This window comes from Brevibacterium sp. K72, from assembly GCF_050562175.1.
Taxonomy (GTDB): domain Bacteria; phylum Actinomycetota; class Actinomycetes; order Actinomycetales; family Brevibacteriaceae; genus Brevibacterium; species Brevibacterium casei.
Map to the genome: position 1 here is coordinate 2,805,672 of NZ_CP191582.1, position 18,546 is coordinate 2,824,217.

Below are 18,546 nucleotides of genomic sequence, written 5' to 3' on the forward strand. Positions count from 1 at the left end.
GTTCAACTCTCCTCGGTGTCGTCCAGGTTCAGTACTTCGCGGGCCTGCCGGCGCGCGTTCTCGCGATCTCTGACATCGGGATGATACCGAGACAATACAACGACCCCGAGACACGCGACCAATCCGGTGATCGTGATGATGATGAGCAGCCACAAGGGAGCTTCCTTCGCCTCGCCGAGGACGACGGAGCCGAGGATGACAGCGGCGATCGGGTCGACGACGGTGAGCCCGGCGATGACCATCTCCGGGGGACCGGCCGCGTACGAGTTCTGGACGAACCACGAGCCCAGGGCCGCGGCGGCGACGAGTGCTGCGATGTTCTGCCACGTGACGTTCTCGATCCCCGCCCGCAGATACTGGACGCTGACGAGGTGGGCGTTCGTCGCCACGCAGGCGAAGAGGAGACCGGCGGCGGTGATGAGGACGAGCTGCGGGGCCCGTCTGAAGGCGACCATGATGATGAGTCCGAGGACGACGATGACCCCGGTGATCCACACCAACGGCATCGCATCCGCGCCGAGGTGGACCTGCGTGCGCGCGGTCGTGGCCGAGAGCGCGACGAAGACGGTGACCCCGAGGGTGCACCAGACCACGGCCTGGACGAGGCGGCGGTTGACCTTGAGACCGCGATAGCGCACGCCGAGGAGGACGGAGACGATGAGGGAGAACGCGCCGATGGGCTGGACGACCATGACCGGGGCGAGGGCGAGGGCGAGGAAGTTCCCGAGCGTGCCGAGGCCGAGGATGAAGAGACCGAGCAGCCACTTCCGATTGCTCAGGAGCTCCTTGAAATGCGCCCAGCTCAGACCGTCGTGCGAATTGTCCTGATCGGCGACGGCGTCGTGCTGGTAGAGGGCCCCGAACGCGAGGGCCACGGCTGCCAGCACGGCGAGGGCGATGGCCACAATGGTCACGTGTTCTGCTTCCGTCGGATTCGGGCTCGGAGTCTCTCCCGCGACGCGTCGGGGGATCACCCCCGATGTTACAGGGCGGTAGGCGGCCGAGCCCTCAGGTGGAGGTGAATGTACGGTTTCCCCTCCCGTCGAGGTGGGGTGAGCCGGCGGCGCACACAGCTCGGTCCGGTCGCCGACGAGCATGTGAGCCAATGCACAGTCGCCGGCTTTGCTCAGCCGGGACGACCTTTGCTATGCTGTTTTCTCGTGCGCAGGTCACTGCCACATTCCTCCGTAGCTCAGTTGGCAGAGCATTCGACTGTTAATCGAAGGGTCGCTGGTTCGAGCCCAGCCGGGGGAGCAGGAGAAGGCCCCGTCGTCCGCGACGGGGCCTTCGTCGTACCCGGCGACCGTGGGTTATAGGACAGAAAGTGTGTCTTTTCCGGGCGCGTCACCCGCGTCGTCCTCCCCACCCCTTCTGGATGCCGATGCCGTCTTCCCACGAGAACCCTGTCCCGTACTCCACCGGTCCGATCGGCTCCTCACGAGGAGCACGCACACGCTTCGGCGGTGCCCAATGCTCCGGCCCGACCAAGGACCACCCCGTCCCGGCCTGATGAGACCTCTCGAAGAGGAACCAGTCCACCCCACGCCGGGCATGCCCCTCACTCAACCCGCGGTGTGCCCGCAGCAGTCCTTTGATGCCCGCATTGATCCCGCCTTCTAACGCGTTCGTCGTCCGCGCGAGCTCGATACCCTCGTCAGCGGCATCCAACCAGGTGAACAAGTGTCCTTTCGCGATGATCCGTGAGAGGAAGAAATACGCTCGACGGGTCCGCAGATGCGTGTACCACCACGACTGTCCACGACGGACATGCGCCGGCCTCGCACCAGCGTCTTTGGCCCTGGTGCGGTGTTTGAGGAACCTTGACCACTTCGCCTCCCACGACGCGAACGCCGCCAACCACGCTGCTGCTTGATCGCGGGAGTCAACCCGCGGCAGCGCCTGGTACAGGCGCAACAGTTCCTGGTTGGCCGGCAAGCTCGGATTCCGGGTCAGGTGCCGGTGTCCGGCCTGCCGGATATGGAAGAAACACCGTTGGATGCGGGTATCTGGCCACAGCGTCTCGATCACAGTGGTCAAAGGACCGTTGCCATCGACGACGGCGTATCTCGGGGCAGGGATACGGGCGATCAACGCCGTCCAGGACGCGGTCTTCTCCCGATCACACCACTGCCAGTGAATGACCTTCTCCCCGGTGTAGGCGATGAGGACGCACCACCCGTTGAAATAGGTGCCATCGAGCATGATCTGGTCATGGATCTCCCCAGTCGCTGACACGGTCGGGGCGATTCGCCAGCACCATTGAGTGCGGCGGCGGAAGGTTCGGGTCGACCCGAAGTGATCGACAGCCGTCTGTGGTGCGGGACCGAGTAGCCAGTCGAGGAAGACCCGCAGCTCGGTTCTTCGTGTCGATACGGCCCGTGTACCGGTGCTGCTGGCCCCGCAGTTCGGGCACCGGTACCTCGGTGTACCAGCACTGGTCGTGCCGTTCTTCTTCAGCCTTGTTTGACAGATCACGCATGTACGTCGATTGCAAGCACCCCATCGATGCTAAGCCCGATCAGCTAAGCAAACCGGGTATTGCCGTTGGGATTGCTGGGCACGAGCCTGATCCGAGACACACTTTCTGTCCTATAGCCCGCGACCGTGCGACTCCTCTGGGTGGGCTGGCGGTCCGATGCGCCGGAATAATTGATCTCTCAACCAGGTTGCCATGAGCATGAAGGCATTCGGATTCCTCAGTTTCGGCCACTACGGACCAGGTGCGGCCCCCGGCGACTACGGCGCGAAGGAAGCGCTCCAGCAGGCCGTCGAGATCGGCGTCGGCGCCGATGAGATCGGCGTCAACGGCGCATACTTCCGCGTCCATCATTTCGCGAAGCAGGCGGCCGCCCCGATTCCGGTCCTCAGCGCAATCGCCGCGAAGACGAAGCACATCGAGGTCGGCACCGGCGTCATCGACATGCGGTATGAGAACCCGCTCTACCTCGCCGAGGAGTCCGCGGCCCTCGACCTCCTCTCCGACGGTCGAGTGGCGATCGGGGTGAGCCGGGGATCACCGGAACCCGCCGAACGCGGCTGGGAGGCCTTCGGCTACCTCGACGCCGAGGACGCCAAGGGTGCGACGATCGCCCGGGCGAAGTTCGGGAAGTTCATGGACGCAGTCCGCGGGGAGAAGGTCGCGCCGGCTGATCCCGCCCAGTACGGTCCCGGCGCGCGCCTCGCGATCGAACCCTTCGCACCGGGTCTCGACAAGCGGATCTGGTGGGGCGCGGGCACGGCGGCGACCGGGGAGTGGGCTGCCGCGCAGGGCGTCAATCTCATGAGCTCGACCCTGCTCACCGAGGCGACCGGTGAGTCCTTCGGGGACCTCCAGCGTGCCCAGATCGACAGGTTCCGCGACGCCTGGCAGGAGGCCGGCCACGACTGGACACCACGGGTGTCCGTGAGCCGGAGCATCTTCCCGATCACGACCGACCTCGACGACCTCTACTTCGGGCGGCGCTCGAGCGCGGACGGCGACCAGATCGGCATCATCGACGACATGCGCTCGACGTTCGGCAAGACCTACGCCGCGGCACCCGACGTCCTCATCGATCAGCTCAAGGCCGACCCCGCGATCGAAGCGGCCGACACGGTGATGCTCACGATCCCCAGCCAGATCGGCGTCGACTACAACCTCCACGTCCTCCAGTCCTTCGCCGAGCACGTCGCTCCGGCTCTCGGCTGGAAGCCGAACTGGGAGGGACCGGTCACCGGTTATCCGATCTGAGTCGCCTGCGCGGCCTCGGCCCGTGAGTCGGACGCTGCGGGCCCCGTCGTGTCACCAGGGGCTATCATCGCAGGCAGAGACGATGACGTGAAGGAGCGTGGATGCGGTGGCCGGCGGCGAGATGACCCAGGTGCAGAAGCGGATCCTCCTCATCTCTCTCGTCCCGCTCTTCATGTCGCTGCTGTCGGTGTCGATCATCAACGTCGTGCTCTCGGCGATCGGGCAGGACCTCGGTGCCTCGTCTTCTGCGCTCCAATGGGTGCTCACCGGCTACGCACTGTCCTTCGGCGTCGTCCTCGTCGCCGCCGGACGGGCTGGCGACGTCTTCGGCCGCGCCCAGCTCTTCATCGCCGGCGTCAGTCTCTTCGGAATCTCGTCCTTGGTGGCCGGGCTCGCGCCTGACCCGCTCACGCTCAACATCGCCCGCGTCCTCATGGGCTTCGGCTCGGGCCTGCTCAATCCGCAGGTCGTCGGTCTCCTCCAGCAGTACTTCCAGGGTCCGCAGCGGGGACGGGCGTTCGGGCTCATGGGCACGATCGTCGGACTCTCCGTGGCGATCGGGCCCGTTCTCGGCGGCGTGTTCATCGCCGTCTTCGGGCTCGACTGGGGATGGCGGGCATCGTTCCTCGTCAACGTCCCCATCGCGATCGTCGCCGCCCTCCTCGCCCGGGCGTGGCTGCCGGACACGGCCTGGCACCCGATCGCCCAATCGGATCCGGCTCCCGACCAGGTCGCCGCCGATGAGCGCACTGCGCCCAAGGCTACGGTCGAGCCTGCGACCGGCGGGCGCGGACGCGCGCGTCACGACCTCGACCCCATCGGCACCATGCTGCTTGGCCTCGGCGTCCTCCTCGTCCTCCTCCCGTTCGTCGAGGGCATGCTCGGCTGGTACGTCTGGCTCGCGCTGCCGATCGGGCTCGGAGTCATCTGGTCGTGGACCCGGTGGGAGCGGAGCTACGCCGCGCGCGGACGCACACCTATGGTCGACCTCGATCTCTTCCGGATCCGCAGCTTCAGCAGCGGCGCGGTCATCATCACCCTCTACTTCATGGGCGTGACGAGCGTGTGGGTGCTCGTGGCCATGTACATGCAGCAGGGACTCGGACACACGGCCCTCGCCGCCGGTCTCATGGGTCTTCCCGCGGCTCTGCTCTCCGCGGTCTCCGCCGACGTCTCCGGCCGGTTCGTCTTCCAGATCGGGCGCAAACTCGTCGTCTGGGGCATCGTCACCTGCCTTCTCGGCCTCGTCTCCACGGTCGCCGTCGTCGTCCTCCTCGCCAATGGCATCGGCAGCGAATGGTGGATGCTGCTCACCCTCAGCTTCGTCGGCATCGCCCAGGGCATGGTCATCAGTCCCAACCAGACGCTCACCCTCCAGGAGGTGCCGCTGCGCTACGCCGGATCCGCCGGCGGAGTGCTCCAGACGGGGCAGCGCATCGGCACCTCGATGGGCCTGGCGATCATCACCGCCCTCGCCTTCGCCGCCGTGGCCGGAGGCGACTGGAGCCGGGGGATCGTCGTCGCCTTCGCGGCAATCGCTGTTGTCGTCATCAGTGCCGGATTCGTGGGAATCGCCGAGGTCAGGCGGGGGCGGCGTCCTCAGCTCTGAGCGCAATAATGTTCCCGAATCGCAACAGCCGACTCATCTGTCATGTGGAAGACTGTGAACGCGAGTTCCCACATGGAAGGACAGACGGTGGTGCAGACGGTGAAGGATGAGGACCTCGACCTTGAGGAGCTGGTGCGCTCCGGAGGGATCGAGACCCGCTTCGCACCGGTCGTCGATGCCTTCACCTTCGACACCATCGGCTATCAGGTCCTCCAGGCGCCCGTCGGCGACCCTGCGCTCGGCCATGCCGAATCGGAGAACCTGCGCCGCGCGATGCATGCCTCGCCGATGATCGGCGACCTCGACGCGTCGATGCGCGACACCGCTCTGCGCACCGCCGAAGGAGCGGGCTTGCCGAACTCAAACCGTCTCTTCCTCCACGCCGAGGAGGAGTCCTTCGCCACTCTCGAGGACCGCACGACGGCGCCGGACCGTTCCGTCATCCTCCAGCTCGATGCCTCCCGGGTCTCGTCCTCGCCCGCTTCGGTGCTCCGCTCGGTGCGACAGGCCCGCTCCATGGGCTGGGGCGTCGGGATGTCCTCGGTCGGACCGGATCTGCGCAGCACCTCGTTCGTTCCGCTCGTCAATCCCTCCGTCGTCGGTCTCCACCCCGACGTCCTCACGGTCGAGTGCAACGCCCAGCTCGCCGAGCTCAACCGGCTCCTCCATGCCCACCTCGAGCGCACCGGTGCCGTCATCCTCGCCGAGGGGGTGACGACCGAGGACGATCTCGACCGTGTGCGTGCGCTCGGGGCGCGCTTCATGTCCGGGCCCTACTTCGGCCGCGCCACCCGTGAACCGACCCCCGTGCCCCCGCCTGCCGAGGACGGTCTGGCAGACCACCATTCGCGCAACCTTCCGGCGCTGGGCACCCCGTACTCGATCGCCCAGGGTCTGCGACGCGAACCCCTGGTGATGAACCGCGAACTCCTCATCGCCCAGATCGCCGCGCTCGAGGAGCGCGCCCTGGCCTCGGGGGCGGCGACGATCGCCCTCGGCGTCTTCGGTGAGGAGACGACCTTCTCCCAGGCGACCTACGACCGGTACGAGCGCATCCGCGACACTGTCGGACTCACCGCGATGTTCTCCGGCGGCTTCACCACCCCGCCGGTCCCGGGCGTACGCGGGGGAGTCGTCGACGCCTCCGACCCGATGCGCAACGAGCACGGAGTCGTCGTCGTCGGTCCCGACTGGTCGGGGCTCGTCGCCGCTTCGAAGCGCAACGATCCCGGCAGCGACGGGCAGACGGTCTACGACGTCTACATCACGACCGAACGCTACACGTGCGTCGACGCCGCGAGGAGCGTGCTCACGCGGATCTCACCGACCGCCTCGGCGGGCTGAGGCGACACCACGGTCGACGACATGGGAATGGGAGGCGGGCGACCTCCGGTGCTACTCTGGTCTCGGCTCGCCCCCGTAGCTCAGCTGGTCAGAGCAGGGAACTCATAATTCTTTGGTCGTCGGTTCAAGTCCGACCGGGGGCACGACGAACAAGAACCCAGGTGAGACGGCATTTCGGTGCTTGGCTCGCAGGGCATCGTCGACTATCATGAGCCGTGTACCTCCTTTCGGATCGTAGGGGAAGACGTATCCGAGTCAGGAGGCACACAAATGGATATGACACAGGGCGTACTCTTCGTCCACTCAGCACCTCGCGCGCTCTGCCCGCACATCGAATGGGCAGCGGGCGGGGCGATCGGTGCGCAGGCGCGCTTCGACTGGACACCCCAGCCGGCAGCGCCCGGCCTTGTGCGCGCCGAGGTCTGCTGGCGTGCGCCCGCAGGCTCCGGCTCCCGCATCGCCTCCGCACTGCGCGGGTGGGACTCGCTGCGCTATGAGGTCACCGAGGAACCCTCCGCCGGAGTCGACGGCGGACGCTGGAGCCACACGCCCGACCTCGGCATCTACCACGCGGTCACCGATTCCGTCGGCAACATCCTCGTCCCCGAAGACCGCATCCGCTCGGTCATGGAACGCGCCGGCGGCGACCCCGCGAAGCTCGCCCATGAAATGGCCCTCGCCCTCGGCGAAGCCTGGGACGAAGAGCTCGACGCCTTCCGCCACGCCGGTGAGGGTGCTCCTGTCCGCTGGCTGACGAAGGTCGGCTGACGCCGCACTCCCGCGTGACTCCCCTCACATCTGAGGAACCCTGACCGCCGTTCGGTCCGTCGCAGACCGACCCCTCACCGATCCCGTATGACGACAGCGGGCATGTCTCTGCCTCCGACATGCCCGCTGTCGTCGTCTTGCCCCTCCTTCGCCGCCGTCGTGGGGAATCGGGAGAGCGCCTCCGACAGCCCGGCCTGCCACTGCCGCACCGACTCACCTGCCGCCGGCGGTGACAGTCGGCCCTGACAATCGTCCTTGTCCGGCCCTTTCCCATTCAACGGTAGCTGTGACCTGCGTCATCTTTACAGTCGACTGGATAAGGTTAGGGTAACTTTCATGACTACAACACCGCGGCTGCTCGCCGCTCTCGCCCTGGTCCCCGCCCTCCTCGCCGGCTGCACTGCCACCGCCGGCGCCTCCGGATCCGACTCCACTTCGGGTGGCACCCGCACAGTGGAGACGTCGCTCGGCACGGTGTCGGTGCCCAAGGAGATCGACTCCGTCGTCGTCCTCGAGGGCCGCCGCGACCTCGACATCGTCCTCTCGCTCGGTCTGCCGCTCACCGGCTTCCCCTACGAGGAGGAAGGCGCCCTCGATCTCGAGTCCCCGGTCAGCGATGAGCTCGAGGCGGCCAAGAAGGACGGGGCCAAGGAGCTGTTCCTCGACGACGAGATCAACCTCGAGGCGATCATCGGCGCCGCCCCCGACCTCATCGGCTCCCGGGCCGAGGACGTCGAGCCGATCCGCGCCGAGCTCGAAGCCATCGCCCCGGTCATCGCGATCGGCGACCAGAGCACGAGCACCTGGCAGGAGGACCTCGAACTCGTCGCCGCCGCCACCGGCACCGAGGATCGTGCGAAGGAGCTCATCGCCGGCTACGACGAGCGCGTCGCCGCCCTGAAGAAGGACTATGCGGAGGAACTGACTTCGAACACGTTCGTCCCGCTCAGCTACAACGAGGAGAGCCTCGAAGTTCGCCCGAACCGTCTGCTCTCGTCGAACCTGCGCGACCTCGGGGCCACCCCGGCGAAGTCCTTCCAGGACGCGATCGACGGCAAGGAGGTCTCCTACAGCATCGAGCAGACGCTCGAGAAGTTCGAGGACGCCGACGCGATCATCGCCCTCGTCAACGACAGGCAGGTCTGGTCGCAGTTCCAGGACAACAGCCTCTACCAGCAGCTGCCCGCGGTCAAGGCCGACAACGTCATCCGCTCCGACAAGCAGACCCACGAGGGAGCCGCGCTGACGGCCGACCACAACCTCGGCATCATCGAACAGCTCCTCAAGACGCTTTGACCGCGACCGCACTCGCTCCTGCACCAGCATCGCGTCGCCATCGCCGAGGCGGCGGGCCGCTCGGGCTCGCCGTCCTCGGCGTGGTGGTCATCGTCGGACTCAGCGTCCTCGTCGGATCACGCTCTCTCGATGTCGCCGCCGTCGCCTCGGCGCTGTTCGGTCAGGGCACCGCCGAGGCTTCGGCCATCGTGTGGGAGCAGCGGGTCCCGCGTACCCTCTTCGGACTGTTCGGCGGGGCCGCCCTCGCAGCCGCAGGAGTCGTCATCCAGGGTCACACCCGCAATCCGCTCGCCGATCCCGGGCTGCTCGGAGTCACAGCCGGAGCGTCGCTGGCCGTGGTGCTCAGCATCGCCGTCCTCGGGCTCGCCACACCGGCGGAGTATCTCTGGTCGGCCTACCTCGGCGCCGGTCTCGGAGCCGCCGTCGTCCTCGTCATCGGGGTCGTCGCCAACCGCCGCCGGGACGCCTCTCCTGCCTCACTCGTCCTCGCCGGTGCTGCCGTGTCCGCGCTCCTCGGGGCGATCAGCGGAGTCGTCCTCCTCCTCGACCAGGCAGCCCTCGACGTCTACCGCTTCTGGACCGTCGGCTCGCTGGCGGGCAGTCGGGGACTCGACTCACTCAGCCTTGTCACCCCGCTGATGATCGCCGGCGCCATCCTCGCCGCCGCGCAGTCGCGGTCCCTCGACGCTCTCGCCCTCGGCTCCGACATGGCCCGATCGCTGGGCCGCAGGCTCCTGCCCGTTCAGATCGCGGGCCTGCTCAGCGTCACGCTGCTCGTCGGCGGGGCGACCGCTCTCGTCGGTTCGCTCGGGTTCGTCGGCCTCGTCGCCCCGCACATCGCCCGGGGGATCGTCGGACCCGCCCACGGTCGGCTCCTGCCGCTGTCGGCGGTGCTCGGCGCCGCCCTCGTCCTCGCCGCCGATGTCCTCGGCCGCCTGCTCGTGGCCCCTGCAGAGCTGCCGGTCGGCATCGTCCTCGGCATCATCGGCGGGCCGGTCTTCCTCATCCTCGTCATCAGGCTCTACAGGAGGCGGCCATGACCACCTCGACGCTCTCGGCACCGCGGACGCTGCGCATCGGCGCGGTGTCCCTCCGGTGGTCGCCGCGGACGCTGTTCGTCACGCTCATCGCGGCGATAAGCACCGTGGTCCTGGCAGTGCTCTCCCTCGGCGCGGGAGAGATGTCGCTTCGCCCCGATCGGGTGCTCGCAGTCCTCACAGGCGGCGGCACAGAGCAGGAGCAGCTCATCGTCCTCACCCTGCGCCTGACCCGCACGGTGCTCGGCATCCTCGTCGGGGCGATGCTCGCCCTCTCCGGGGCGATCGTCCAGACGACGACCCGCAACGGCCTCGCCAGCCCCGACCTCCTCGGCGTCACCGCAGGTGCCGGAACCGGCGCGGTGGCCGTCATCGTGCTCGGCGGAACCGGTCCGACGGCGTCAGGCATGTCGACCCTCCTCCACGGCCTCGGCACCTCGGCGGCCGCGCTGCTCGGCGGTCTCGCCGCCGCGCTCACGGTCGCGGCGATCCTGCGCCTGGCCGCCGGCGGGGGCGATGTCAAGGCGTCGAAGCAACATGGGGCTCGCCGGCGAGCAGTCGAGCGAATGCCTCGGTGGGCGTGAGATAGCCCAGTCGGCGGCGGGGTCGATTGTTGATCTCCTCGGCGATGGTGGTGAGGTAGGGCTGGTGATCGGGGATCACCGTGCCCTTGGGCAGATACTCCCGGTAGAGCCGGTTCGTGTTCTCGTTGCTGGGCCTCTGCCAGGGCGAGTGGGGATCGGCGAAGTAGACCGGCATCGCCGTGGCCAGGGAGACCTTCGCGTGCTGGGCCATCTCGCTGCCCTGGTCCCACGCCAACGATGCCTTCATCATCTCGGGCAGGTCGTTGAAAAACTCGATGACCGCGTCAGCGGTTGGCTCGGCGTGTTTCGAGGGCAGGGCCAGCAGCCCGGTGAACCCGCTCATCCGCTCCACCAGCGTCGCCGCGCACGAGGTGCCGTTCTTCCCGATGATCAGGTCACCCTCCCAGTGCCCCGGCACCCGACGCTGGGCGGCGTCCTCACCTCGCTCCGCGATCGGGACCATACCTACGATTGGGCCACCGCGCGTCCGCCCGGTCGTACGTGGTCGGCGCTTGGTCCGCTTGGACTGCAGGAAGATGCCCTTGCGGGCGAGCTCACCCTTCGGGATTGCGTAGATGTACTGGTAGATAGCCTCACCGGAGACGGTTCGGCCGCGTGCGTCAGGAGAGTTCGCCATGCGTTCAACGGTCGGGTCTGTCGCCTCCAGACGCAACCGGCCCGCTATCTCGTTCGGCGTCCAGGACGCGGCCAGGTCGGCGTCCACCCTCGCCTGCAGCACCGGATCCCCCGCGACCTTCCGCTGCTGCGGGCGAGCTCGCCGACGCTGCGCTCTGACGTCTGCGGTCACGGCCTGGTAGCCGCGGGTCTTCGTCGAGTTCCGGTGAAGCTCCCGCGAGATCACCGACGGGCAACGCCCCAGGTGACGGGCGATCCTCCGCACCGACCAGCCCGCTTTCGAGGCCGCCGAGATCTCCGACCTGTCGCTGAACGACAACCCCACCCGCGCCATCTGCACACTCCACCGATCAGACCCCCGCCGACCGGGAGTGTTGCTTCGACGCTATGACACCACCGGGGGACTCCAGATGCTTCTCATCGGCGTCGGCACCTCGGCGCTCTTCGGGGGACTGACGAGCTGGATGCTCATCACAGCGAACATCAGCGATGCCGCCCGGGCGAACGTGTGGCTCGCCGGTTCCCTCAACGGGCGCGGGCCCATCGAAGTCGTCCTCGCTGCGGTCACCCTCGGCATCGTCGGCGCCGTCCTCGTTCCGCTCTCCACCCGCCTGCCCGCACTCCACCTCGGCACCGACCTCGCCTCCGCGCTCGGTCAGGACGTCCGCGGGACCCGCAGCGGCCTGCTCCTCGTCTCCGTCGTCCTCGCCTCCATCGCCGCCGCTGTCGCCGGGCCGATCGGCTTCGTCGCCCTCGTCGCGCCCCACATCGCCCACCGGGCGACCGGTGCCGCGCGACCGCCGCTGTTCACCTCGGCGCTCATCGGGGCCGGCATCGTCGTCGCCAGCGACCTCGTCGCCCGCACCATCGCCTCTCCCATCCTCCTGCCCACGGGCGCGATCACCGCGATCATCGGCGCCCCCTTCCTCATCTGGCTCCTCGTCCGCCAGGGAAAGGACTCCGTCCGATGAGCTCGGCCTTCCACCTCACCGACGTGCGCGTCAGCCTCGGCGGGCGCACCATCCTCCACGACCTCAGCCTCGACATCCCCGCCGCGTCGACGACGGCGATCGTCGGTCCCAACGGCTGCGGGAAGTCGACGCTTCTGCGCACGCTCTCCCGACTCCAGGAGCGCACCGGCGGCATCCACCGGGAGGGGAGGGACATCGGGGAACGCAGGCCACGGGAGTACGCGAAGGACGTCGCGCTTCTGCCTCAGTCCCCGGAGGCACCGGAGAACCTGCCGGTCATCGATCTCGTCTCCCGCGGCCGCGACCCGCACCGACGCTGGTACGACCAGTGGTCGGAGGCCGATGAACGGGTCGTCCGGGAGGCCTTGGCGGCGACCGGGCTGACCGACCTGTCCGAACGTCCTCTCGGCACCCTCTCCGGAGGACAGCGCCAGCGCGCGTGGATCGCACTCACGCTCGCTCAGGCCCCCGAGGTCCTCCTCCTCGACGAACCGACGACCTACCTCGACGTCGCCCATCAGATCGAGGTCCTCGAGACCGTCACCGACCTCCAGCGCAGGCGCGGCATCACCGTCGTCATGGTCCTCCACGACCTGGGGATGGCGGTGCGCTACGCTGACCACATCATCGCGATGCAGGACGGGCGGATCGCCGCCGCGGGACCGGCCGACTCGACGCTGACACCGGAGGCCATCCGCGAGGCGTTCGGCATCGACAGCGTCATCCTCACCGACCCTGTGACCGGACGCCCGGTCATCGTCCCGCACCGCGCACCCCAGACCGTGGAGGGCACATGAGGACGACGACCGGACGCGGCAGGCGCGTGGGCACGAGGATCGGCGGTCCGCGCAGCGCTGTCGCCCTCGCCGTCGACGCCCTGCGGCTGCGCATCCTCCGGGGTGATCTCGCACCGGGGGCGCATATCGGGGAGCAGAGTCTCGCCGATGAACTCGGCGTCGGACGTGCCACCCTGCGTGAGGCCCTGCGCGACCTCGAGCACGACGGACTCGTCGTCCGCGTCCCCGGCGTCGGCACCCGGGTGATCTCGCTCAGCCTCGAGGACGCCTACGAGATCGTCACCCTCCGCGAGCACCTCGAGGACCTCGCCGTCGACCTCGGCGTTCCCGCCTCCCCGGCACGGGTGGAGAGGCTCATGGCCGCCGTCGCGGACCTTGAGAGGGGAGCAGCCGACGGTGACGAAGCCTCCTCCGTCCCCGACAGCCTTGCTTTCCACCGCGCGTTCATCGCCCTGTCCGGCAACACCAGACTCACCGCTGCCTTCGAGACCATCCTCTACCCATTGGGGCTGCTCATGCAGCTCAATCGGCGGGCCAGCTCCGCGGCGGAGTCGCTGAGCGAGCGGGCCGCCCGGCACCGCCGACTAGCCGAACTCTTCCGCGCCGGTGACCCTGAGGCGGTGCGCGCGGAGATGAGCAGCCACCGGACCACGGCATTCCTCCGTTCAGGCGAGCTGTCGACCGAGGAACTCAGCGATGCCGCGAAGGCCTGGGTGGACTACCGGACGACGCTCGACACGCAGTCCCCGACGAAGCGCTGAGGATCCGCCTCTCGCCGCCGACACACGAAGCGCCCGACGAAGCTGGGCGCAGAGACAGCGAGGGCCCCAGCGCAGACGCTGGGGCCCTCGACTCTGTCGCCGGATCGGGATCAGACCGACTTGAAGGCGACGACGGCGTTGTGTCCGCCGAAGCCGAACGAGTTCGACAGGGCGGCGATGTCGCCGTCGGGCAGCTGCGCGGGAGTGTCCCGGACGATGTTGATCGACACCTTGGGATCGACCTCGGTGATGTTCATCGTCGGGGGAGCGGTCCGCGTCTCGAGCGCCTTGACCGTGAAGATCGCCTCGACCGCACCGGCACCGCCGAGGAGGTGGCCGGTCATCGACTTCGTGCCGCTGACGAGGGTGTCCTCGATGTGGTCGCCGAGGAGTTCGGCGATTGCGACGGACTCCGGGATGTCGCCGACGGGCGTCGACGTGGCGTGGGCGTTGACGTGCTTGATGTCGGCGGGGGTGAGCCCGCCGGCCTCGAGCGCCTGCTCCATCGCCTGCAGCGCGTACTTGCCCTCGGGTTCGTTGCCCGTGATGTGGTAGGCATCGTTCGAGATGCCCCAGCTGGCCACCTCGGCGTAGATCTTCGCTCCACGTGCCTTCGCGTGCTCCTCGGTCTCGAGGACGAGCGCGCCGGCTCCCTCGCCCATGACGAAGCCGTCACGGTCGACGTCGTAGGGCCGCGACGCGGTCTCCGGGGAATCGGTGCGACGGGAGAGCGCCTGCATCGAATTGAACGCGGCGAGGGTGATCGGGTGGATCGCCGCCTCCGAACCGCCGGCGATGACGATGTCCGCGTCGCCTTCTGCGATGAGATCGTAGGCGTGGCCGAGGCTCTCCGTCGACGAGGCGCAGGCTGAGACCATCGTCTGCACACCCGCCCGTGCCTTGAACTCCATGCCGATGGCGGCAGCGGGTCCGTTGGGCATGAGCATGGGGACGGTCAGCGGCATGACGCGGCGCGGACCCTCCTCCTTGAGCGTGTCCCAGGCGTCGAGCAGCGTCCACACGCCGCCGATGCCCGTTGCCCACGACACGGCGGTGCGTTCGGGGTCGGTCTCGGACAGGCCCGCATCCTCCATGGCCTCACGGGCGGAGATGAGGGCGAACTGGCTTGAGGGGTCCAGCCGCTTGGCCTGGACGCGCTTGAGCTTCTCGGGCACGACCTCGGGGTCGACGGTGGCGGCGAAGTCGACGGTGAGGTCATACTTCTCCGCCCAGTCATTGTCGAGGGTGCGGACGCCGGACTTCCCGGCCAGCAGCGCCTGCCAGGTCTCGTCGACCGTCGCGCCCAAGGGTGTCACCGCACCGATCCCGGTGACGACAACTTTTGGTGTCATGGTGGAAACCTCGTCGATAGTGTGGGACACGGCCCGTCGGTGGACGGGCCGTGTTCGTCCTCAGTGGTTCAGGCTTCTTGGGCCTTGTTGATGTAGTCGACGGCATCCTGGACGGTGACGAGGTCCTTGACATCGTCGTCCGGGATCTTCACACCGAACTTCTTCTCGGCGTTGACGACGATGGTCATCATCGAGATGGAGTCGATGTCGAGGTCGTCGGTGAACGACTTGCTCGGCTCGACGGCCTCGACGGCCAGGCCGGTCTCTTCGTTGACGATCTCTGCGAGTCCGGCGAGGACTTCAGCTTCGGTGAATGCCATTTCTTTCCTACTTTCTAGTGACGACCGAGGTGCCCCGGTCGGAGTGGAACCGTTTCGACGAGTGTCCCGCCGAATATCTTAGGACATTCACGGAGTGTTTTCCGTGAACGGGCGGTCTCAGGGGAGGCGGACGACCTGGGCGCCGTAGACGAGTCCCGCACCGAATCCCATCTGCAGGGCAAGGCCTCCGCTGAGCTCGGGCTGCTCGCGCAGCAGGCGTTCGGTGGCCAACGGGATCGACGCCGCCGAGGTGTTGCCGTTGTCGGCGATGTCCCGGGCGATGACGACGGACTCCGGCAGGCCCAGCTGCTTGGCGAGTTCGTCGATGATGCGCATGTTCGCCTGATGGGGGATGAACGCGGCGAGGTCGGAGGCTTCGACACCTGATTCCTCGAGCGCCTTCTTCGCCACCTCGGCGCCGTCCCAGACGGCCCAGCGGAAGACGGTGGGCCCGTCCTGGCGCAGGGTCGGGAACGGCAGTTCGCGGTCGTCGCGAACGTCCATGAGCGAGTCGGTCATCCGGATCGTCGACCAGTTCTCGCCCTTCGAGCCCCACACCGTCTTCGAGATGCCGGGCTCGTCGGCCGAGGTGATGACGACGGCGCCGGCGCCGTCGCCGAGGATGAACGAGATCGACCGGTCGGTGGGGTCGATGACGTCGGAGAGCTTCTCGGCGCCGATGACGAGGATGTTGTCCATCGTCCCCGAGCGCACGAGCGCATCGGCCTGGGCGATGCCGTAGCAGTATCCGGCGCACGCGGCGCTGATGTCCCAGGCGGGCACCGGGCCGGTGCCGATGCGGTCGGTGAGCGCGGCTGCCGCCGAGGGTGTGAAGTACGGGAAGGTGACGGTGGAGATGATGATCCCGCCGATGTCCTCGGGCTTGAGCCCCGCCGAGGCGATCGCCTCGAGTGCTGCCTCTTCGCACATCTCGAGGACGCCGACGTCCTTGCTCGCGCGCCTGCGGGTGACGATGCCGGTGCGCTGGCGGATCCACTCGTCGGAGGAGTTGATCGGCCCGGCGATGTCGTCGTTGGTGACGAGGTTCTCGGCACGGTAGGCGCCGATGCCGGCGATCTTCGAGAAGCGGCCGGTCTCGGCGGTGTTGAGAGTGGGCATGGCGGTCATCCTTCTGCTCCGGCGTGGGCTGCGGCGAACTCACGGGCACCGTCGAGGTCGGCGGCGGTCTTGATGGGATACGTCTCGACGCCCTTCATCGCCCGGCGGGCGATGCCGGTGAGCGTGCCGCCGGGGACGAGCTCGATGAGCCCGGTCACACCCATGTCCACGAGCGTCTCCTGGCAGAGGTCCCAGCGCACGGGATTCGTGACCTGGGCGACGAGGAGGTCGACATACGCCTTCCCGGATTCGACCACGGAGCCGTCGGAGTTCGTGAGGATCGGCAGGTCCGGGTCGGCGACGCCGAGACCGGCCGCGGTCTCGGCGAGAGCGGGAACGGCGGGAGCCATGTAGTCGGTGTGGAAGGCACCAGCGACCGGCAGCGGGATGACCCGGGCGCGCTCGGGCGGGTTGTCCGCGAGTCGCTCCAGGTCCGGAAGGGAGCCTGCGGCAACGGTCTGGCCGCCGCCGTTGACGTTGGCGGGGCTGACCCCGGCGGCTTCGATGGCGGAGAGGACATCGGCAGGTTCGCCGCCGACGACGGCCGACATCCCGGTCGGTGTCTCTGCGGCGGCCGCGGCCATGCCGGATCCGCGGACGGCGACGAAGCGCATCGCATCAGCGGGAGAGAGGATACCGGCGATCTGGGCAGCGGCGATCTCTCCGACGGAATGCCCGGCGACGACGTCGGGAGTGACCCCGAGTTCGGCGGCGCACGCGATCGCCGAGGCGACGAGGAGGGGCTGCGCGAGCGCGGTGTCCTTGATCGTCTCATCGTCCGAGGTCGTGCCGTGCAGTCGCAGGTCGATGCCGGAGGCCGACGCGAGGTCGTCGATCTGGGCGGAGAAGGTCTCGAGTTCGAGGAAGGAGGAGAGGAAGCCTGACTTCTGGGCGCCCTGGCCCGGGCAGGTGATGACTAACACTCAGTTCTCTTTTCGTTCGACGTCGCTGTTCAATCTAGTGGATGGTCCAAGTCGCCTACGGCATTTTGTCGCCGTTCGACAATAGCCCGGCATCTGACAGTCGCCCGTACACCAAGGCGATGTGGATGACGAAGGAGTCACGGGAGACCGTGGGATCGAGGCCGATCGCCTCGGTGATCTTCCGCAGGCGGTAGCGCACGGTGTTGGGGTGCACGGAGAGCGCCTTGGCTGTGGCCTCAAGGGACGAGCCGAACTCGACGTAGGCGCTCACGGTCTTGAGCAGCTGGCCCGTCCCCGTCGTCAGCGGCTCGTAGTAGCGGGAGATGAGTTCGCCCAGCGCCACGGTGTCCCCGGCCAGAGCACGCTCCGGAAGGAGTTCGTCGGCCTTGACCGGGCGTGGTGAGTCGGGTCGCGCGGTGGCGGCTTTGAGTGCTCGGATCGCCGCCTTCGCCGAGGTGGCCGCTTCGGCGAGGCTCGGAACGCTGGGTCCGACGATGACCTCGGAGGGGCCGAAGCAGTCCGAGAGATCCTCGACGGCCGTGTCGAGGTCGCCGACTCCGCCGAGGACGATGAGGAGGCGGTTGTCGTGGACGCCGACGAGGGCGTCCTCGGCCCATTTGCGGGCCTTGCGGCGGATGACTTCGATGCCCTTCTTCGCCGAGCGCTGTGGGGCGCGGCCGACAAGGACGGTCACGGGCTCCTCCGACTGCCAGCCGAAGGCCGCAGTGCGGCTGGCGAGTTCGTCGACGGAGTCCCCGCGGACGAGGGCGTCGACGACCATCGCCTCGAGTCGGGCGTCCCAGCTTCCGCGGGCCTCCGCGGCCCGGGCGTAGACGTCGGCGGCGGCGAAGGCGATCTCGCGGGAGTAGATGAGCACGGCCTCCCGCAGCGCCGACTGTTCGGCGGTGCGGGCGATGTCGGGCACCCGGTCCTCGACGACCTCGACGACGACCTTGAGCAGCTGGAGGGTCTGCTGCAGGCTGATCGCGCGGATGAGGTCGCGGGGCGCTGATTTGAAGATCTCGCTGACCACCCGCAGATCGGTGTCGGGGTGGCGGTACCAGTCGATGAAGGAGCTGATGCCCGACTGGGCGAGATGGCCGACCCACGAGCGGTCGGAGGGGGCCATCGAGCGGTACCACGGAAGCCGGGCGTCGAGCCTCTGCAGGGTGACGGTGGAGAGGACTCCGACCCCTGCCCGCAGGCGTCGTCCTGTCTCTGCGCGACGGCGCAGCGTCTCGGTGTCCGAACTCATGGACTCCAGCTTAAAGCCTCGGCGACAAATCCCTTGTCCGCAAC

18 protein-coding genes and 2 tRNA genes are annotated in these 18,546 nt (G+C 68.1%); 12 read left to right on the forward strand and 8 right to left on the reverse strand.

Translation table 11 applies throughout. The features are described 5' to 3' along the window. Positions 1 to 2: 2 nt before the first annotated feature. Positions 3 to 914, reverse strand: coding sequence for a DMT family transporter (locus ACQ1RG_RS12640; RefSeq protein WP_223289865.1), 912 nt, complete (start codon positions 912 to 914; stop codon positions 3 to 5). A 267-nt stretch (positions 915 to 1,181) separates the two neighbouring features. On the opposite strand from ACQ1RG_RS12640, the gene ACQ1RG_RS12645 reads away from it, so the two are divergent. Continuing rightward, positions 1,182 to 1,254: transfer RNA gene (locus tag ACQ1RG_RS12645), tRNA-Asn, on the forward strand. 90 nt (positions 1,255 to 1,344) lie between these two features. On the opposite strand, the gene ACQ1RG_RS12650 is transcribed toward ACQ1RG_RS12645, so the two are convergent. Beyond that, a complete protein-coding gene (locus ACQ1RG_RS12650) occupies positions 1,345 to 2,475 on the reverse strand; it encodes an IS1249 family transposase (RefSeq protein ID WP_144589524.1) in 1,131 nt (376 codons plus the stop codon). Between the two features lie 202 nt (positions 2,476 to 2,677). Here ACQ1RG_RS12650 and ACQ1RG_RS12655 point away from each other — a divergent pair, with 202 nt between their 5' ends. From ACQ1RG_RS12655 to ACQ1RG_RS12690, 8 genes are all read left to right on the forward strand, one after another. Beyond that, a complete protein-coding gene (locus ACQ1RG_RS12655) occupies positions 2,678 to 3,730 on the forward strand; it encodes an LLM class flavin-dependent oxidoreductase (protein WP_101623814.1) in 1,053 nt (350 codons plus the stop codon). Between the two features lie 106 nt (positions 3,731 to 3,836). Continuing rightward, positions 3,837 to 5,339, forward strand: coding sequence for an MFS transporter (locus tag ACQ1RG_RS12660; RefSeq protein ID WP_430600872.1), 1,503 nt, complete (start codon positions 3,837 to 3,839; stop codon positions 5,337 to 5,339). 90 nt (positions 5,340 to 5,429) lie between these two features. Further along, positions 5,430 to 6,683 (forward strand): EAL domain-containing protein, encoded by a 1,254-nt coding sequence (locus ACQ1RG_RS12665; RefSeq protein WP_009375599.1) that lies wholly within the window; start codon positions 5,430 to 5,432, stop codon positions 6,681 to 6,683. Positions 6,684 to 6,752: 69 nt separating this feature from the next. Then, a tRNA-Ile gene (locus ACQ1RG_RS12670) sits at positions 6,753 to 6,826 on the forward strand. Between the two features lie 133 nt (positions 6,827 to 6,959). Continuing rightward, the gene (locus ACQ1RG_RS12675) at positions 6,960 to 7,451 is read left to right on the forward strand and encodes a DUF3145 domain-containing protein (protein ID WP_063250473.1); all 492 of its coding nucleotides are present in this window, start codon (positions 6,960 to 6,962) and stop codon (positions 7,449 to 7,451) included. 336 nt (positions 7,452 to 7,787) lie between these two features. Then, positions 7,788 to 8,747 (forward strand): ABC transporter substrate-binding protein, encoded by a 960-nt coding sequence (locus ACQ1RG_RS12680; protein ID WP_313450239.1) that lies wholly within the window; start codon positions 7,788 to 7,790, stop codon positions 8,745 to 8,747. Then, entirely contained in the window at positions 8,744 to 9,787 is a 1,044-nt protein-coding gene (locus ACQ1RG_RS12685; protein WP_313450237.1) for a FecCD family ABC transporter permease, read from the forward strand. Before ACQ1RG_RS12680 ends, ACQ1RG_RS12685 begins: the two co-directional genes overlap by 4 nt. Then, the gene (locus ACQ1RG_RS12690) at positions 9,784 to 10,368 is read left to right on the forward strand and encodes an iron chelate uptake ABC transporter family permease subunit (RefSeq protein WP_415711623.1); all 585 of its coding nucleotides are present in this window, start codon (positions 9,784 to 9,786) and stop codon (positions 10,366 to 10,368) included. The genes ACQ1RG_RS12685 and ACQ1RG_RS12690 overlap by 4 nt, the downstream gene beginning before the upstream one ends. Here ACQ1RG_RS12690 and ACQ1RG_RS12695 read toward each other — a convergent pair. Continuing rightward, positions 10,304 to 11,338: an IS30 family transposase gene (locus ACQ1RG_RS12695; protein ID WP_009381402.1), complete on the reverse strand. Its 1,035-nt coding sequence runs from the start codon at positions 11,336 to 11,338 to the stop codon at positions 10,304 to 10,306. The genes ACQ1RG_RS12690 and ACQ1RG_RS12695 overlap by 65 nt on opposite strands. 76 nt (positions 11,339 to 11,414) lie before the next feature. On the opposite strand from ACQ1RG_RS12695, the gene ACQ1RG_RS12700 reads away from it, so the two are divergent. The 3 genes from ACQ1RG_RS12700 to ACQ1RG_RS12710 are packed head-to-tail and all read left to right on the forward strand — an operon-like array spanning position 11,415 to position 13,533. Then, positions 11,415 to 11,975, forward strand: coding sequence for a FecCD family ABC transporter permease (locus ACQ1RG_RS12700; RefSeq protein WP_430600148.1), 561 nt, complete (start codon positions 11,415 to 11,417; stop codon positions 11,973 to 11,975). After that, positions 11,972 to 12,772, forward strand: coding sequence for an ABC transporter ATP-binding protein (locus ACQ1RG_RS12705; protein ID WP_009375604.1), 801 nt, complete (start codon positions 11,972 to 11,974; stop codon positions 12,770 to 12,772). Before ACQ1RG_RS12700 ends, ACQ1RG_RS12705 begins: the two co-directional genes overlap by 4 nt. Beyond that, positions 12,769 to 13,533, forward strand: a complete 765-nt coding sequence (locus tag ACQ1RG_RS12710) for a GntR family transcriptional regulator (protein ID WP_430600149.1) — start codon at positions 12,769 to 12,771, stop codon at positions 13,531 to 13,533. Before ACQ1RG_RS12705 ends, ACQ1RG_RS12710 begins: the two co-directional genes overlap by 4 nt. A 110-nt stretch (positions 13,534 to 13,643) precedes the next feature. Here the strand turns inward: ACQ1RG_RS12710 and fabF are convergent, their stop codons facing one another. From fabF to ACQ1RG_RS12735, 5 genes are all read right to left on the reverse strand, one after another. Beyond that, positions 13,644 to 14,885 carry a beta-ketoacyl-ACP synthase II gene (fabF, locus tag ACQ1RG_RS12715; protein ID WP_040340998.1) on the reverse strand — a complete coding sequence of 414 codons (1,242 nt, stop codon included), beginning with the start codon at positions 14,883 to 14,885 and terminating at the stop codon, positions 13,644 to 13,646. Between the two features lie 68 nt (positions 14,886 to 14,953). Next, a complete protein-coding gene (locus ACQ1RG_RS12720; protein WP_009375612.1) occupies positions 14,954 to 15,205 on the reverse strand; it encodes an acyl carrier protein in 252 nt (83 codons plus the stop codon). A gap of 117 nt (positions 15,206 to 15,322) precedes the next feature. Beyond that, positions 15,323 to 16,324, reverse strand: coding sequence for a beta-ketoacyl-ACP synthase III (locus tag ACQ1RG_RS12725; RefSeq protein ID WP_009375613.1), 1,002 nt, complete (start codon positions 16,322 to 16,324; stop codon positions 15,323 to 15,325). Between the two features lie 5 nt (positions 16,325 to 16,329). Continuing rightward, a complete protein-coding gene (locus ACQ1RG_RS12730) occupies positions 16,330 to 17,247 on the reverse strand; it encodes an ACP S-malonyltransferase (protein ID WP_009375619.1) in 918 nt (305 codons plus the stop codon). A gap of 55 nt (positions 17,248 to 17,302) precedes the next feature. Then, positions 17,303 to 18,502, reverse strand: a complete 1,200-nt coding sequence (locus tag ACQ1RG_RS12735; protein ID WP_430600150.1) for a PucR family transcriptional regulator — start codon at positions 18,500 to 18,502, stop codon at positions 17,303 to 17,305. Between the last annotated feature and the right edge of the window lie 44 nt (positions 18,503 to 18,546).

Excerpts from the sequence above, each read along its gene's own strand:
- ACQ1RG_RS12655 (WP_101623814.1), top strand. The coding sequence starts at position 2,678 with ATGAAGGCATTCGGATTCCTCAGTTTCGGCCACTACGGACCAGGTGCG.
- ACQ1RG_RS12675 (WP_063250473.1), top strand. The coding sequence starts at position 6,960 with ATGACACAGGGCGTACTCTTCGTCCACTCAGCACCTCGCGCGCTCTGC.
- ACQ1RG_RS12680 (WP_313450239.1), top strand. The coding sequence starts at position 7,788 with ATGACTACAACACCGCGGCTGCTCGCCGCTCTCGCCCTGGTCCCCGCC.
- ACQ1RG_RS12690 (WP_415711623.1), top strand. The coding sequence starts at position 9,784 with ATGACCACCTCGACGCTCTCGGCACCGCGGACGCTGCGCATCGGCGCG.
- ACQ1RG_RS12695 (WP_009381402.1), bottom strand. The coding sequence starts at position 11,338 with ATGGCGCGGGTGGGGTTGTCGTTCAGCGACAGGTCGGAGATCTCGGCG.
- ACQ1RG_RS12700 (WP_430600148.1), top strand. The coding sequence starts at position 11,415 with ATGCTTCTCATCGGCGTCGGCACCTCGGCGCTCTTCGGGGGACTGACG.
- ACQ1RG_RS12705 (WP_009375604.1), top strand. The coding sequence starts at position 11,972 with ATGAGCTCGGCCTTCCACCTCACCGACGTGCGCGTCAGCCTCGGCGGG.
- ACQ1RG_RS12710 (WP_430600149.1), top strand. The coding sequence starts at position 12,769 with ATGAGGACGACGACCGGACGCGGCAGGCGCGTGGGCACGAGGATCGGC.
- fabF (WP_040340998.1), bottom strand. The coding sequence starts at position 14,885 with ATGACACCAAAAGTTGTCGTCACCGGGATCGGTGCGGTGACACCCTTG.
- ACQ1RG_RS12720 (WP_009375612.1), bottom strand. The coding sequence starts at position 15,205 with ATGGCATTCACCGAAGCTGAAGTCCTCGCCGGACTCGCAGAGATCGTC.
- ACQ1RG_RS12725 (WP_009375613.1), bottom strand. The coding sequence starts at position 16,324 with ATGCCCACTCTCAACACCGCCGAGACCGGCCGCTTCTCGAAGATCGCC.
- ACQ1RG_RS12735 (WP_430600150.1), bottom strand. The coding sequence starts at position 18,502 with ATGAGTTCGGACACCGAGACGCTGCGCCGTCGCGCAGAGACAGGACGA.